Origin of the sequence: Alteromonas sp. PRIM-21, assembly GCF_027563165.1 — a bacterium.
GTDB lineage: Bacteria > Pseudomonadota > Gammaproteobacteria > Enterobacterales > Alteromonadaceae > Alteromonas > Alteromonas macleodii_A.
Genome location: NZ_JADOEK010000003.1, coordinates 43,529 through 59,721, shown reverse-complemented (window position 1 = coordinate 59,721; position 16,193 = coordinate 43,529). Strand labels below are relative to the sequence as shown.

The window sequence follows — 16,193 nt, the reverse complement described above, 5'->3', positions numbered from 1 at the left end:
TTTATTCTCCGTCTAGCCCTTTGATAGGTTTTACTACGCCCCACTTTTTACAGCTAGGGCATAACCAATATAATTTTCGTCCAGAAAAGCCACAGCTGCCACAGCGATATTTAGGGCGCTGCAACATTTGCTTTTCTACTAACTCTTTAAGTAAACGTAAGCTATCAGCCGTGGTTTTATCTGAAAGCTGGTCAATATAAAGCCCCATAAGGGTTTTAAAGCCGCGCATGGTTGGACGTTTTCGAAGCTGTTCTAATAGGTATTCTGCGGCTTGCGCTGTTTCACCGCGTTTCATCAAAACATCAACCATGGCCAGGTAAGATGTAGCGCACTCTTGCCAGTGTGCTTCTAAGTTTTTCTGGAAACTATCCCAGTCGTCGGTTTCTTCGGCAATTTTTTCAAGGCTTGGTACGGCTTCGCTGAACCAATTAATATCGCGCTCTGCGACTTGCGTAAAATAGGCATTCGCGTCAGTGAAGCGTTTTTGATTAAGCGCTATATCACCTAACATTAGCCACGGTCTAACCGCATGCTCATCTGCATTAACTGCTTTCTGTAACAGGGTTAACGCTGCTCCCTGACTCTCGTTCTTTAACTCAACGGCTGCTTGCTCACAATAAAAGTGGGCAAGGCGTTCGCACAGTTCATCATTATCGCCATGACACTGCACCATGCGCTCAGCTAATTCTATCGCTCTTTCCCATTCTTTCGTGGTTTGATAGATGCTAAACAGCTGCTGCTGAGCAACTAGGTAATGTTTTTCACTGTTTAAAAGTTGAAGAAATGCGTTTTCTGCGCGCTCTAAAAAGCCCGCTTGCGTATAGTCGTGACCGAGTTCTCGAAGCGCATTTTCTCTTTGCGCTGGTTGTAGTTCGTCGCGACTAACCAAGTTCTGGTGAACTTTAATAGCCCGGTCTATTTCCCCGCGATGACGGAAAAAGCTGCCCATTGCAATATGGGTTTCAACCGTGTCGCTATTCACGTTAATCATTTTGATTAACGTATCAACGGCCTTATCCGGCTGGTCTGAAAGAAGGAAGTTCAGGCCTTTATAATAATGCTTAGATAGGATGCTTGACTGTTTTCGCTGCGCTTGACGGACACTATTGCGCCCCATTATCCAACCATACCCTGCCGCAACAGGTAAAAGTAGAAACAGCAGTTCGAGCATTAGTGGTCTTGTTCCAAACTCTGTATTTTCGATTTAGCAGACATCAACTGAACCCGTAATTTAAGCCAGCTCATAAGCATTATTAATATTCCTATGCCCACGCCTATAGACAGCGTTATCGCTATTAACGTTGATAAACGCAGATTCGCCTGAGCAATTAAATAATTAACTGTTACTAGCGCTTCATTTTGAGAGCCAATAACAAACGCGATGGCAAGAAGCACCAAAATGATGAGAAACGTTAGGATCCCTTTCAACACTCAACCCTTTTTTATTGATTTATTTACAAGAATAGCAAAATGCGAAAAGAGATAACACAAAAAGCGTATTGGAAATTTTAAGCCGCGCCTTCACCGTCGAGTTCATGGCGCTGGGGTTTTGCTATCAGGTTTTCTACCACTAAGTCATGATGAAGTGCCGACATATTTGTTATAAAAATGCAGTGTGTGTAGCCCGCCTGCATGGTTTCAAGCTTGTCATACATGGCTTTGTCTAGCTTAGAAAGCTGTGCTAGTCGCTTTTTGGTTAACGGCGTAATAGCTCCGTGACAGCGTACTGCGGTAACGTCAGTAGCACTTAGCTGAATTTTTTCCTCATCCAACTGAGTTTTGATTTGTGTGCGAAGTTTAGAGAACAAGAAGTCTCGTTCTTTGATGTACACTAAACGGCTGTCGCTCTTTCTCACACAATGGACCACTAATGCTTGTTCAGAGGTTTCTTTAAACATGGCTTCTAATATTTGGGATTTAGGCTTTGCCTGGCCCTTGTCTGCAAAGAAACCATGAAGCGGTATAATATTTTGTGTACGAGAAAAAGGATATAGATCGTCAGATGCGTCGCTCTGATAAACGGTTTTTAGCCTATCGAGTGTAAACCTATTCATTACGCAAAGTACCGACAACGAAGGCATGTGCCTTACTGCAAGCTCCCAAATGTAACGATGTGTGAGGCGCTGAATACGCGCAATATCTCTTACTTTGAAATAAGCGGTATTCTCTTCAACCATATGGTCGACGTTAGAGCTCACTTTAGCTTTACGTGTGTCTTCTACAAGGCACAACCTGACTACGCCGGTTTCAGCTTGGTAATGGACAACTTTATATTTTTCGCCTTTAATTTTCAGTTCCGGTACAGAAACCCGAATTTCTTTTTGAAGGTCGCTGTGCGGTGCTACCGTCAATTTCATCCCGCTGGCGCTTAAATCGGCCACTCGCGCGTCAAGAGACGTAAGCAAACCAACTTTAATAGAAGCAGGTTTGTCTATAACGTAGCGGGTTTCGCTCCGTCTATCTAAGTCTTCTTCCATGACATAATCTATGCGCCAATTATTACCGCTGGCTTTCAACGTTTTCGACAAAGGCTTAAAGTCACATTTTGCAGAAAGCGTTAAATTTGTGAGGTAAGCGGAGACATCTTTGCAGTATAAAACGTGGGAAACCTGAGCAAGCTCCTCAAAATCCTTACTGGCAATATCGTGAATAGCAAAGGCCTTTTGCTTATCTTCACGAGTTACACTATCTAAGCGACAGTGGGTACATATAAAGTCTTCACTTTTAGCAAGCAAGTATACAAGTGCATTAAGTTGCTTAAGTTCAAGTAGCTGCCTGTGCGTAGCGGTTATCTGCACGTTACCATTTTTGGTTTTAATATTGCCATGAAATACATAAGCTTCGTTGTACTTACGCAGTTCATCAACTAACGTGGCGAAAATAGGCTTATCTTGCAAACTTGCCAGTAGTTTTTCTGCATCATTGTGTTCAACATTTGCCTTAGTAAAAAGTGCAATTATAGGTTTGAGCGATTGCTTTACAGGTGCGAGAAAAACAGGAAGCCACGGGCTATTTTCTAGAATACGGTCACGCTCGAGCTCTTGCATAGCACGCTCTATTTCTAGGTCTCGTTGTAGCGGTTGCTTGTATGAAGTTACTGCTACATAGCGCTTTAGTGTTGCAAGAAAGCTCTTATCGACGTCGTCTATAAAGTTAAAGGTCGTTTCGTATTTTCCCAAATGCTTGTTGTATTTAACAGACTCTAATTCGAGCGTAATTTCAGTGGGTTCTTTGGTTAGACCTTTAACTTCTGGGATAGTGAAAGTAATAATATCGCCAGTGGATGCATTGGGGGGTCTTTTTGTCTCCAGAGCAATACCTCGATGGGACATAGAGCTTATGGAGCAATGTCGACCTTTCTCAAATTCAGGTGAAGACAAAGTAAAGTTTGGGCGAATGGCAATGTCATCGCCAAAGTCGATATCGGTAAATGACTGACTCTCGACATTAAACGCGTCAACGATTTTTTTAAACTGTTCTTTTTTTATTTGGTTTTGGTAGAAGTCTGAGTTCATTACTGACTCAAACACACCTACAGTATATCTGTCTTGATAGAGTGACGTTTCGTTTTTAAGGATTTGCGCCCCTACCTTATCAAGACGCATTTGCACACCGAAGTGCTTAAATTTCATGACTGGAAACTGAGCAAAAGCAGAATTGTCGGCAGGTGCATCCGTCAGTGATGTTAATCGTACCACCTCTTCTTTCACGACCTTTCGGACACTACTAGGCAGACGCTTCGAAAACTTATTAATCCCCTCCAACAATCTATTTTGTTGTTCGTATGGAATTAACGCGCGAATGAGCGGCTGGTACTGTTTTATTATTGCTTGTTCATCGCCGGCTGACATTACTTCTATGTATACCGTTTATTATTATTTGAATAATATATAACCCTACTTTAGCCGGGGTCAATAGGTATAAAAATTTAAACGAATGTATATTAGGATATTCGTGATATAGAGGTGGGAGATAGTGCAAAAATAGTGAAGTCGTGACCAAGGTTAATCGACAGGCACAAAAAAGCCGCTTTACAGCGGCTTTTAAAATGCATTATGCGATTGAGGCGTCTACCCTTTCGCGAAGCTCTTTACCAGGCTTAAAGTGCGGCACATATTTACCGTCTAGTTTCACTGTCTCACCCGTTTTAGGGTTTCTACCTACGCGTGGAGCGCGATAGTGAAGAGAGAAACTGCCAAAGCCTCTTATTTCAATACGCTCGCCCTTCTGAAGGGTTTGAGCCATTTGTTCTAGAAGCTCTTTAATTGCCAGTTCGAGTTCTTTCGCCGGAATATGACGCGCTTGATCCGCGAGCCGTTCAATTAATTCAGACTTGGTCATGTTTAACCTCATTGTCAATATTATTGTTTAAACAGCTATCGCGAATTGGGTGTGCAAATGCACACCCACAAAAGCATTATTCGCCTTTAGCAGCTTTAAATGCTTCTGCCATCGCGTTAGCGAAACCAACATCTTCTTGCTGGTTAACTTTATCGATAGCTTCTTTTTCGTCAGCCTGATCTTTCGCTTTAACAGATAGGTTAACAGTGCGGTTCTTACGGTCAACGCCCATGAACTTCGCTTCGATGCTATCACCAACGCTTGCTACTTCAGTTGCGTCTTCAACACGCTCTACAGCAAGATCTGCAACGCGGATGTAGCCGTCAACTTCTTCAGCTAGGTTTACAGTAACGCCTTTCGCATCAACTGCTGTTACTGTACCAGTAACGATAGCACCTTTCTTGTTATCTGTCAGATACTTGTTGAAAGGATCTTCTTCGATTTGCTTAACGCCAAGAGAAATACGCTCACGCTCTGGGTCGACTTGTAGTACAACAGCAGAGATTTCGTCGCCTTTCTTGTAGTCGCGAACCGCGTCTTCACCAGACTTGTTCCAGCTGATGTCAGAAAGGTGAACTAGACCGTCGATGCCGCCGTCAAGACCGATGAAGATACCGAAGTCAGTGATTGACTTGATCTTACCAGAAACTTTGTCACCTTTTTCGTGTGACTCAGCAAATGTTTCCCAAGGGTTAGCAATGCACTGCTTAAGACCTAGAGAAATACGACGACGCTCTTCGTCAATTTCAAGAACCATTACATCTACAGTGTCACCTAGGTTAACAACTTTAGATGGGTGGATGTTCTTGTTAGTCCAGTCCATTTCAGAAACGTGTACAAGACCTTCAACGCCGTCTTCGATTTCAACAAAGCAGCCGTAGTCAGTAAGGTTAGTAACCTGACCTGTGATCTTAGTACCTTCTGGGTAACGAGACGCAATTTCTTGCCATGGATCGTTGCCCATTTGCTTCATACCAAGAGAAACGCGCTGCTTCTCTTTGTCGAACTTAAGTACTTTAACGTTGATTTCGTCACCAACATTCACGATTTCACTTGGGTGCTTAACGCGCTTCCAAGCCATATCTGTGATGTGTAGAAGACCGTCTACGCCACCAAGGTCAACGAACGCACCGTAATCGGTAAGGTTCTTAACGATACCCTTGATTTCGTGACCTTCTTCAAGGTTAGCAAGAAGCGTTTCGCGCTCTGCGCTGCTTTCTGCTTCGATAACTGCACGACGAGAAACAACAACGTTGTTACGCTTAGCGTCTAGCTTGATTACTTTAAACTCAAGCTCTTTGCCTTCAAGGTGTGTAGTGTCACGTACTGGACGTACGTCAACAAGAGAACCCGGAAGGAACGCGCGTACACTGTTAACTTCAACAGTGAAACCGCCTTTAACTTTACCGTTGATAACGCCTTTAATTGTAGCTTTATCTTCGTAAGCTTTTTCCAGCTCAACCCAAGCTTCGTGACGCTTCGCTTTTTCACGAGAAAGGATAGTTTCACCGAAACCATCTTCAACTGCATCTAGTGCAACGTCTACTTGGTCACCGATAGCGATTTCTAGTTCGCCTTCAGCATTTTTAAATTGGTCAGCTGGGATAGCACTTTCTGATTTCAAGCCTGCATCAACAAGAACGATGTCTTTGTCGATAGAAACAACAGTACCTTTTACAATTGAACCAGGACGTGTTTCTAGTTCTTGTAAGCTCTCTTCAAAAAGTTGTGCAAAATTTTCAGTCATAAGTCTCAAATAACTTTTAAGTTGATATCCACGCTTCTTATCCGGATAACGCGGGGTTATTAAATTTAGTCGCCACTTCCTGTAGCAACACTGCTTTGGATGCGATCAGCTCTCGTCATTAAAGGCGTGAGGAAATAATATCCATCGCTTTTTCAAAGACTTGGTCAATATCCAAGTCCGTTGAATCTATAATTACTGCATCTTGTGCCGGTACCAAAGGAGCCACCGCACGTTGTGTATCGCGCTCGTCTCTTGCCTTGATATCGGTTAAAAGGCGCGCAATATTAACATCCATGCCCTTTGCTTTCAACTGGCTATAGCGGCGTTCAGCGCGGGCCTCTGCGCTAGCTGTAAGGAAAATCTTTACAGGCGCATCAGGAAATACCACGGTACCCATGTCGCGACCATCGGCAACAAGACCTGGATCTTGTTGGAAAGCGCGCTGTCTGCGAAGTAACGCTTCGCGAACACGAGGTAATGCTGCAACTTTTGATGCCACAGCGCCAACTTCTTCAGTGCGAATATCGTCAGTAACGTCTTCGCCTTCTAAAATAATGCGAGTGGTATCGCCATTCGTCTCGAAACTAACATCAAGACCGGTTGCTAGAGGAACAACACATTCTTCATCATCACACGGAAGGTCGTGGTGAAGTGCAGCAACTGCTAATACGCGGTAAATTGCGCCGCTATCTAGAAAGTGCCACCCTAATTTTTTTGCCAGCAAGCTACTTAATGTACCTTTGCCTGCACCACTAGGACCGTCAACCGTGACTACGGGTGTGGAATGCATACCTGCTCCATCGTTTAAATTACTAAAAATCGCGCGCAATTATACGCTTTAGTGAGAGATAAGCAATGCCGCCTCTTAGTGACGGCATTGTACATTAGGATAAATCTGATTCAGATCAACGAAGCAACTAAAGGGTTAACCTACGTAGCCCTTCATTAACCTGTGACTTAGTTATACAAGGCTTTTACGCGCTATATAAAGTTTTAAAGCGGGTAAAATAGTCAGGAAAGGTTTTGCGTGTACAACCTGGGTCGTTAATTGTTACCGGGGTATCGCTTAATGCAACTAGTGAAAAGCACATTGCAATACGGTGGTCGTTATACGTATCTATTTCAGCATGTTTTAGTGAATCAGTTGGCCACACTTTTATGTAGTCGTGCCCTTCTTCTACTTTAGCACCTAGCTTTTGAAGCTCGGCCGCCATAGCCGCAAGTCGGTCTGTTTCTTTAACACGCCAGTTATAGATGTTAGTCATGGTCGTTGGACCTTCAGCAAACAGCGCTGTAGTAGCAATGGTCATGGCAGCATCCGGAATATGGTTCATATCCATGTTTACGCCTTTAAGTGGCGCACCGGTTATTTCAACATACTCATCATTCCATACTACCTTTGCACCCATAGCTTCAAGCACGTCAGCAAAGCGGATGTCGCCTTGAATACTTTTCTGCCCAATTCCGGTTACGCGTACCGCTCCGCCTTTAATGGCGCCGGCTGCAAGGAAGTAAGATGCCGAAGAAGCATCGCCTTCTACCATAAATTTACCTGGCGCAACGTACTTGGCGTTGCCAGAAACCGTAAACGTCTGGTAGTTGTCATTCTCTACAGTGACGCCAAATTTAGCCATGGTGTCTAACGTAATATCGATATAAGGCTTAGACACTAATTCGCCTTTAATACGAATAGTCACATCTCCTGAAAACAGGGGTGCTGCCATTAAAAGCGCCGTTAAAAATTGACTAGACACGCTGCCATCAACCGACATTTCGCCACCGCTTAACGTCTTACCTTTAATTTGAAGCGGAGGGTAGCCTTCATTTTTAAGGTAAGACACGTCAGCATCTGCTTCGCATAGCGCATCAACTAAATCGCCTATGGGGCGCTCTTCCATTCGCGGTTCACCCGTTAACACGGTATCCACGTTACTCGCGGCGAGTGCTGCGCATAAAGGACGCATTGCTGTACCGGCATTACCTAAGAAAAGCTCAAGTGGCTCAGCCACCTCAAATGCGCCACCATTGCCTTGCACAACGCATTGAGTTTTATCTTCGCTTAAGCGATAGCTAACACCCAACTTAGTAAGTGCATTTAGCATATGCTCGATATCTTCGCTATCAAGCAAGTTAGTTAATTCAGTCTCACCTTGTGCTAACGCAGCAAGCAACAGTGCGCGGTTAGACAGACTTTTTGAGCCAGGTACATTGACCTCTCCCGATACTTTTGCAATCGGGTCTAATGTTAACTGCTCCATTTTATCCATTCACTCTTTCAAATTCGCGCATAAATTCAACTAGCGCAACAATGCCCTCTACCGGCATTGCATTATAAATACTGGCACGCATGCCCCCTACCGAACGGTGTCCTTTCAATGCAAGTAAACCTGCATCTTGCGATTGCTCAAGGAATAGCTTATCTAAATCAGGATTAGCCAAATGAAACGGCACATTCATTTTAGAACGGTTGTCAGGGTGAACTTTACTTGAATAGAAATCAGAACTATCAATGGCAGAATACAAAAGTGCAGACTTCTCTGCATTGCGCTTCGCCATAGCATCAACGCCGCCCATGTCTTTAAGCCACTCAAATACAAGCCCAGCTAAATACCATGAGAAAGTAGGCGGTGTATTGTACATAGAGTCTGATTTTGCCGCTAATGCGTAGTCGAAAATAGAGGGCGTTTCTTTACGCGCTTTACCAACGAGGTCTTCGCGAACAATAACCACAGACAAACCGCTTGGCCCGATATTCTTTTGTGCGCCGGCGTATATAACACCGTGTTTTGCCACGTCTAGCGGTTGTGACAATATCGTCGAGGACATGTCAGAAACCAGCGGCACCTTACCAGATTCGGGCAGCCATTCATAAGCAATGCCATCTACCGTTTCGTTTGGACAAAAATGATAGTAGGCCGCAGACTGATCGATATCGCTAACATCAGGCTTAGCGATATAGTGAAGCCCATCTTTTTCTGTAACATCGCCCACAACTACCGCATTATTGTATTTATTCGCTTCACTCACCGCGCCTTTTGACCAAGAGCCGCTCACTAAGTGAAGGCTGGTATCACCAGCGGATGATAAATTGAGGGGAACAGCAGCAAATTGACCGCGTCCACCACCATGTGTGAAAAGCACATGGTAGTTAGACGGCACAGATAGCAAGTCACGCAAATCCTGCTCTGCTTTTGCGGCTATCTCAATGAAGTCTTTACCACGATGGCTAACTTCCATTACAGAACAGCCTAAATCGCGCCAATTTGTAAATTCTGATTGTGCCTTTTCCATCACTTCTTTAGGAAGCATGGCCGGCCCAGCACTAAAGTTAAAAACCTCTTTCATTGCGTTTTTCAACACCTGTAGATAAGTACCGTTCAACCCGCTTTATTACAAACATTTTGCGGGCTTATTAGGTAAACAAGCGGCAAAAGCCGCTTGTTTGAAAGAACACTGATAATGCGCATGGACTATACCTGCGCGCTATCCCTACTCTTCTGTCGTTGAGCTATCACCGTCTTCTGCGGTGTTTTCTTGCTCTTGAACAGCAGTTTCTGCTTGTTCTGGCGCATCTTCTGAAATGATTGGGTTACCGTCCTCATCGAGTTCCTGTAACTCTGCCACTTCTTCAATACGCTGTAACCCTACAACATGCTCGCCTTCTACTGTGCGTATTAAGCGAACGCCCTGTGTGTTACGGCCTACTACTGACACTTCGCCTACACGAGTACGAACCAGTGTACCTTGGTCACTAATAAGCATAATTTCATTGGTTTCGTCTACCTGCACAGCGCCAACTACTTTACCGTTGCGCTCAGACACCTTGATAGACACAACACCTTGTGTCGCACGGCTCTTCGCAGGGTAATCTTCAAGCGGTGTACGCTTACCGAAACCATTTTCTGTTGCTGTCAGGATTGGACCATCGCCTTTTGGAACAATAAGTGATACCACTTTTTGTCCATCTTGAAGACGAATACCACGAACACCTGTTGCAGTACGTCCCATTGGACGAAGTGCAAGAAGTTCTTCACCCGTCTCTGGGTCTCGTTTCACTTCACCGGTTTCGCTGTCGCGAAGCTTCTCGTTAAAGCGAACTACTTTACCCGCGTCAGAGAACAACATGATGTCGTCATCACCGTGGGTAATATCAACACCAATTAGCTCATCACCTTCATTTAGGTTAACAGCAATAATACCGCTTGAACGAGGGCGAGAGTATAGGCTTAGGTCAGTCTTTTTAACTGTACCGTTTGCCGTTGCCATAAGTACAAACTTGCCTTCTTCGAATTCTTTAATAGGAAGAATAGCAGTAATACGTTCGTTTTCTTCAAGCGGAAGAATGTTAACAATTGGGCGTCCACGCGCATTTCGGCTAGCGAACGGCAATTGATACACTTTCAACCAGTATAAGCGGCCACGAGTTGAGAAGCACAATATGTGATCGTGTGTATTCGCAACAAGAAGCTTTTCGATGAAGTCTTCATCTTTCATCTTAGTTGCAGACTTACCACGACCGCCACGACGTTGTGCTTCGTAGTCTGTAAGCTTCTGGTACTTCACATAACCTTCGCGAGAAAGCGTTACAACAACGTCTTCTTGCTCGATTAGATCTTCAATATCTATATCGTGGCTTGCAGCGGTAATTTCAGTACGACGCTCGTCACCAAACTCATCGCGAACTTTTTCAAGTTCTTCTTGAATCACTTCCATCAAACGCTCTGGGCTATTAAGGATGTGAAGAAGTTCTGCGATTAGCTCTAGAAGTTGCTTGTATTCTTCAAGGATCTTCTCGTGCTCAAGACCCGTTAGCTTGTGTAAGCGTAGGTCAAGAATTGCTTGCGCCTGCTGTTCCGTTAGGTAGTACTTGCCGTCGCGGATACCAAATTCTGGCATTAACCAGTCAGGGCGCGCAGCGTCATCGCCTGCGCGCTCAAGCATTTGCGCTACGTCGCCTAAGTCCCAACCCTGTGCAACAAGCGATTTCTTCGCATCTGCAGGGCTCTGCGATGCTTTTATCAACTCAATAATTGGGTCGATATTAGCAAGCGCAATTGCCAAACCTTCAAGGATGTGGGCACGGTCACGGGCTTTACGTAATTCAAATACAGTACGGCGTGTTACCACTTCACGGCGGTGAAGGATAAAGGCTTCAAGCGTTTCTTTAAGGTTAAATACTTTAGGCTGACCATTGTCTAGCGCAACCATATTGATACCGAATACCGTTTGAAGCTGTGTATTCGCATATAAATGGTTAAGCAGAACTTCGGCAGATTCGTTACGTTTAACTTCAATAACAATGCGCATGCCGTCTTTATCAGACTCATCACGCAGTGCCGAAACACCTTCAATACGCTTCTCTTTTACCAGTTCAGCGATCTTTTCAATAAGACGTGCTTTGTTAACTTGGTAAGGAATCTCGTTAACAACAATGGTTTCTTTACCGTTGTTGTCTGTTTCAATTTCCGCTTTAGCACGAAGATAGATTTTACCGCGACCGGTGCGGTAAGCATCTTCGATACCTTTACGACCGCTGATCATCGCTGCCGTTGGGAAATCAGGACCAGGAATATGCGTCATCAAATCATCAATGGTAATTGATGGGTCTTGAATTAAGGCAACACAGCCGTTGATCACTTCAGTCAGATTATGCGGCGGTATGTTTGTCGCCATACCAACTGCGATACCTGATGAACCGTTAACTAAAAGGTTAGGTACCTTAGTTGGTAATACTTCAGGGATGAATTCAGTACCGTCATAGTTAGGTACAAAATCAACGGTTTCTTTATCTAAATCGGCAAGTAATTCGTGCGCAATTTTCGCCATGCGAACTTCGGTATAACGCATCGCAGCGGCAGAGTCGCCGTCTACAGAACCAAAGTTACCTTGACCGTCAACCAGCATGTAACGCAGTGAAAACGGTTGGGCCATACGAACGATAGTGTCGTAAACCGCAGAGTCACCGTGAGGGTGATATTTACCAATTACGTCACCTACCACACGGGCAGATTTTTTGTATGGCTTGTTAAAGTCGTTTTTCAGTTCGTTCATTGCGAACAGCACGCGACGGTGCACTGGCTTCAAGCCATCTCTTACGTCAGGCAAGGCTCGCCCGACAATAACGCTCATCGCGTAATCAAGGTAGGAGTTCTTTAACTCTTCCTCAATATTAACGGGGAGGATTTCTTTAGCGTTATCAGACATAAACTGCTTAATCCCTTTATTTTGGTTTGTTCTGCGTTATCCAGCGCTTTACTTCACATCATTGTGAAAGCAAGGCTTGGGAGCGCACTGTTGTTATTATGTGGGTCATAATCGTGCTTCGAGTGTACCACTTGATGACAGAATTATGTAGCGCTTAATTACGCTTATTAATCAACTAAAAGGCAAGCGATTATTTTTCGCTCATCCCTTCGTATAATTTAGCTATTTCTGTTTAAAAACAGTGAAACACAACCTGAATTTACGATATCTTAAAAAGAGATAGGTTAAGGATTGTTTTACTAATGACGAACGTCGATCAACAAGAAATCAATAAATTCTCTGAACTTGCGTCTCGCTGGTGGGATCCAGAAGGCGAATTCAAGCCACTACACCTTATTAATCCACTGCGACTAGACTTCATTAATCAACATAGCCAAGGGTTATTTGATAAGAAAGTCGTGGACATAGGTTGTGGTGGCGGCATTCTCGCTGAATCTATGGCCCGTGCTGGTGCAATAGTAACAGGTTTAGATATGGCTGAAGCGTCGTTAGAAGTGGCCAAACTTCACGGTTTAGAGTCTGGGGTTAAAGTTGACTACGTCTGCTCAACGGCTGAAGCATTTGCTGAAGCAAACGCAGGTAAGTTCGATGTAGTAACTTGTATGGAGATGTTAGAGCACGTGCCCGACCCTGCCTCTGTTGTTATGGCCTGCGCGAAGTTAGTAAAACCTGGCGGCCATGTTTTCTTCTCTACACTGAACAGAAACCTGAAGTCATATCTGATGGGGATCCTTGGCGCAGAATACATTCTGAAATTAGTACCTAAAGGTACGCACGATCACGGTAAGTTTATTAAGCCTTCTGAACTTATGGCGATGACGGATCAAGCAGGTTTGTTGCCTCGCGATATGACAGGTTTGCATATGGACCCGATTTCTCAAGGCTTTTATCTTTCGTCTAATAATGTAGACGTAAACTACTTACTATATACAGTAGCGCAAAGTTAATTTAACACTATATGTTGGGCTGCGGTGATATTTTAAACACCATATATCGTGTCTGTATAAAAATTGAATTCTAAGAATAAATTAATTTTTATACTTAAGATTTTGTTTAAAACGCTTGCATTCCAGATATTTTACGCTTGTAGAACGCTAAAAAGTTAGTTGTTACTAACATAAATTTCATGCCAGATTGAGTGCTTGAAATACCACCAGATATTGGGTTGCAATCAAGACAAAACCTCACTATCTTGTGTTTAATTCAGCACGGGATCCCACCAATAATTTTTCGGGATCTCAACTAATGACAAACTGTCTCTGGGACACCATTGATAGTTTGAAACAATAATCTCGCTGAAAACAAAAAAGCAGTAAAGAATTTAATGAGCAGTCTCTACTACAATACTTCTTGGTATTAGTTTAGGCCGCTTTTTGTGTGTGTTTTTAACTGGCGTGAGCCAACAACATTAACAACATACGCATTTAAAATTAAAACGAAAATGGGCAATAGATAGCCCACGCATCAAGCGCTAACAGACAAACGGCCAGTAACATGAACAACAACTTATTCGTCACCAAACGAAACGGTGAAAAAGAGTCCATCGACTTAGAAAAAATCCACAAAGTCGTTACATGGGCAGCCAAAGGATTAAACAACGTTTCTGTTTCACAAGTTGAAATAAAAGCGCAAATTCAGTTCTATGACGGCATTAATACCAGCGAGATCCACGAAACACTGATTAAGTCAGCGGCTGACCTGATCTCTACTGATGCGCCAGACTACCAGTACTTGGCAGCGCGCTTGGCTATCTTCCATCTTCGTAAGAAAGCGTACGGACAATTTGAGCCGCCAGCGTTACTTGAACACGTTGAAAAAATGGTAGATTTAGGAAAGTACGACAAGCATTTACTTGAAGACTACACGCCTGAAGAATTCGCAGAGATGGAAACCTATATTGACCATTGGCGCGATATGAACTTCAGCTATGCTGCGGTTAAACAACTTGAAGGCAAGTATTTAGTTCAAAACCGTGTTACTGGTGAAATTTATGAAAGTGCACAGTTCCTTTATATTCTTGTAGCAGCGTGTCTTTTCGCAAATTACGACAAAGCGACGCGTATGGATTACATCCGTCGTTTCTACGATGCTGCATCAACGTTTAAGCTATCGCTACCTACCCCAATTATGGCCGGCGTACGAACGCCTACGCGTCAATTCAGCTCGTGCGTACTTATTGAAACAGGCGACAGCCTAGATTCAATTAACGCAACGGCAAGCGCGATAGTTAAATACGTAAGCCAACGCGCGGGCATCGGTGTAAACGCAGGGCGCATTCGTGCACTGGGTAGCCCTATTCGCGGTGGTGAAGCATTCCACACTGGCTGTATTCCGTTCTACAAATACTTCCAGACCGCAGTAAAAAGCTGTTCACAAGGTGGCGTTCGTGGTGGTGCTGCTACGTTGTTCTACCCTATCTGGCATATGGAAGTAGAATCTCTACTAGTGCTTAAGAATAACCGTGGTGTAGAAGAAAACCGTGTACGTCACTTAGACTACGGTGTTCAGTTCAACAAACTGATGTATCAACGCATGATGAAAGATGGCTATATTTCATTATTTAGCCCATCTGACGTACCAGGTCTTTATGATGCGTTCTTCGCCGATCAAGACAAGTTTGAAGAGCTATACGTTAAATACGAAAACGACGACAGCATCCGTAAGAAGCAAATTAAAGCTATGGAACTGTTTAGCTTGTTCATGCAAGAGCGCGCAAGCACAGGTCGTATATACCTTCAAAACGTTGACCATTGTAATACGCATAGCCCATTCAACCCAGAAGTTGCGCCAGTTCGTCAAAGCAACTTGTGTCTTGAAATTGCGCTACCGACTAAACCACTTCAACACGTTAACGACGAAAATGGCGAAATTGCCCTTTGTACGCTGTCTGCATTTAACTTAGGTGCAATTGAGTCAGTTGATGAGTTTGAAGAGCTTGCCGATCTTGCTGTACGCGCTCTTGATAATCTACTTGATTACCAAGACTACCCTGTTCCTGCCGCGTATAACGCAACTATGGGCCGTCGTACTCTGGGTGTGGGTGTTATCAACTTTGCTTATTACCTTGCTAAGAACGGCGTTAAATATTCAGACCACAGCGCGAACGGTTTAGTCCACCGCACGTTTGAAGCAATGCAGTACTACCTACTGAAAGCGTCGAACAACCTGGCTAAAGAGAAAGGTGCGTGTCCTAAGTTTAACGAAACGACCTACTCGCAAGGCATCATGCCAATTGACAGCTACAAGAAAGACCTTGATAGCGTGTGCAATGAACCGCTTCATTACGACTGGGATGCATTACGTGAAGAAGTTAAAACACACGGACTACGCAACTCTACACTGTCTGCATTAATGCCTTCAGAGACATCTTCTCAGATCTCTAATGCGACCAACGGTATTGAGCCGCCACGTGGTTTTATCAGCATTAAGTCGAGTAAAGACGGTGTACTTAAGCAAGTTGTACCTGAATACGAAACTTTAAAAGATAAATACGAGTTACTTTGGGATATCCCTTCTAATGATGGTTACCTGCAACTTGTGGGTATCATGCAGAAGTTTATCGACCAAACTATCTCTGCAAACACTAATTACGACCCAAGCCGTTATGAAGGTAACAAGGTCCCAATGAAGCTTCTGCTTAAAGACCTTCTTACTACTTACAAGCTTGGTGTTAAGACACTTTATTATCATAACACTCGTGACGGTGCTTCAGACACCTCGGCGTTAGACGCTAAAGCAAACGAGCCTATGCCACGTCAAGAAGAAGTCGTAGTAGAGGAAGATGATGATTGTGCAGGCGGTGCGTGTAAAATTTAATACACGCCCTTTTGCAAAAATGGCA

The 16,193-nt window shown here is 43.9% G+C and carries 11 protein-coding genes; 2 read left to right on the top strand and 9 right to left on the bottom strand.

Going from position 1 to position 16,193, the window contains the following annotated elements; genetic code table 11:
- Position 1: 1 nt before the first annotated feature.
- From lapB to gyrA, 9 genes are all read right to left on the bottom strand, one after another.
- Positions 2-1,171: a lipopolysaccharide assembly protein LapB gene (gene lapB / locus IW644_RS06890; protein ID WP_179983540.1), complete on the bottom strand. Its 1,170-nt coding sequence runs from the start codon at positions 1,169-1,171 to the stop codon at positions 2-4.
- Positions 1,171-1,428: a LapA family protein gene (locus IW644_RS06885; protein ID WP_333473848.1), complete on the bottom strand. Its 258-nt coding sequence runs from the start codon at positions 1,426-1,428 to the stop codon at positions 1,171-1,173. The genes lapB and IW644_RS06885 overlap by 1 nt, the downstream gene beginning before the upstream one ends.
- An 80-nt stretch (positions 1,429-1,508) precedes the next feature.
- Positions 1,509-3,851 carry a PilZ domain-containing protein gene (locus IW644_RS06880; protein ID WP_269916997.1) on the bottom strand — a complete coding sequence of 781 codons (2,343 nt, stop codon included), beginning with the start codon at positions 3,849-3,851 and terminating at the stop codon, positions 1,509-1,511.
- Between the two features lie 202 nt (positions 3,852-4,053).
- Positions 4,054-4,341 carry an integration host factor subunit beta gene (ihfB, locus tag IW644_RS06875; RefSeq protein ID WP_014949641.1) on the bottom strand — a complete coding sequence of 96 codons (288 nt, stop codon included), beginning with the start codon at positions 4,339-4,341 and terminating at the stop codon, positions 4,054-4,056.
- 76 nt (positions 4,342-4,417) lie between these two features.
- A complete protein-coding gene (gene rpsA, locus IW644_RS06870; RefSeq protein WP_179983542.1) occupies positions 4,418-6,088 on the bottom strand; it encodes a 30S ribosomal protein S1 in 1,671 nt (556 codons plus the stop codon).
- Positions 6,089-6,206: 118 nt separating this feature from the next.
- Positions 6,207-6,878 carry a (d)CMP kinase gene (gene cmk, locus IW644_RS06865; protein WP_014976668.1) on the bottom strand — a complete coding sequence of 224 codons (672 nt, stop codon included), beginning with the start codon at positions 6,876-6,878 and terminating at the stop codon, positions 6,207-6,209.
- 184 nt (positions 6,879-7,062) lie between these two features.
- Positions 7,063-8,346 carry a 3-phosphoshikimate 1-carboxyvinyltransferase gene (gene aroA / locus IW644_RS06860; protein WP_269916996.1) on the bottom strand — a complete coding sequence of 428 codons (1,284 nt, stop codon included), beginning with the start codon at positions 8,344-8,346 and terminating at the stop codon, positions 7,063-7,065.
- Between the two features lies 1 nt (position 8,347).
- Positions 8,348-9,433 (bottom strand): 3-phosphoserine/phosphohydroxythreonine transaminase, encoded by a 1,086-nt coding sequence (gene serC / locus IW644_RS06855; protein ID WP_269916995.1) that lies wholly within the window; start codon positions 9,431-9,433, stop codon positions 8,348-8,350.
- Positions 9,434-9,577: 144 nt separating this feature from the next.
- Positions 9,578-12,292 carry a DNA topoisomerase (ATP-hydrolyzing) subunit A gene (gene gyrA, locus IW644_RS06850; protein ID WP_269916994.1) on the bottom strand — a complete coding sequence of 905 codons (2,715 nt, stop codon included), beginning with the start codon at positions 12,290-12,292 and terminating at the stop codon, positions 9,578-9,580.
- Positions 12,293-12,594: 302 nt separating this feature from the next.
- Here gyrA and ubiG point away from each other — a divergent pair, with 302 nt between their 5' ends.
- Complete coding sequence (ubiG, locus tag IW644_RS06845; RefSeq protein ID WP_269916993.1) at positions 12,595-13,299, top strand: bifunctional 2-polyprenyl-6-hydroxyphenol methylase/3-demethylubiquinol 3-O-methyltransferase UbiG; 705 nt, start codon at positions 12,595-12,597, stop codon at positions 13,297-13,299.
- A gap of 547 nt (positions 13,300-13,846) precedes the next feature.
- On the top strand, positions 13,847-16,168 hold the full coding sequence (gene nrdA, locus IW644_RS06840) for a class 1a ribonucleoside-diphosphate reductase subunit alpha (protein ID WP_269916992.1): 2,322 nt from the start codon (positions 13,847-13,849) through the stop codon (positions 16,166-16,168).
- Positions 16,169-16,193: the final 25 nt, after the last annotated feature.

Bases quoted from the DNA above. Each gene is read 5' to 3' on its own strand.
- IW644_RS06880 (WP_269916997.1), bottom strand. From the start codon at position 3,851: ATGTCAGCCGGCGATGAACAAGCAATAATAAAACAGTACCAGCCGCTC.
- gyrA (WP_269916994.1), bottom strand. From the start codon at position 12,292: ATGTCTGATAACGCTAAAGAAATCCTCCCCGTTAATATTGAGGAAGAG.
- rpsA (WP_179983542.1), bottom strand. From the start codon at position 6,088: ATGACTGAAAATTTTGCACAACTTTTTGAAGAGAGCTTACAAGAACTA.
- ihfB (WP_014949641.1), bottom strand. From the start codon at position 4,341: ATGACCAAGTCTGAATTAATTGAACGGCTCGCGGATCAAGCGCGTCAT.
- nrdA (WP_269916992.1), top strand. From the start codon at position 13,847: ATGAACAACAACTTATTCGTCACCAAACGAAACGGTGAAAAAGAGTCC.
- cmk (WP_014976668.1), bottom strand. From the start codon at position 6,878: ATGCATTCCACACCCGTAGTCACGGTTGACGGTCCTAGTGGTGCAGGC.
- serC (WP_269916995.1), bottom strand. From the start codon at position 9,433: ATGAAAGAGGTTTTTAACTTTAGTGCTGGGCCGGCCATGCTTCCTAAA.
- aroA (WP_269916996.1), bottom strand. From the start codon at position 8,346: ATGGAGCAGTTAACATTAGACCCGATTGCAAAAGTATCGGGAGAGGTC.
- lapB (WP_179983540.1), bottom strand. From the start codon at position 1,171: ATGCTCGAACTGCTGTTTCTACTTTTACCTGTTGCGGCAGGGTATGGT.
- ubiG (WP_269916993.1), top strand. From the start codon at position 12,595: ATGACGAACGTCGATCAACAAGAAATCAATAAATTCTCTGAACTTGCG.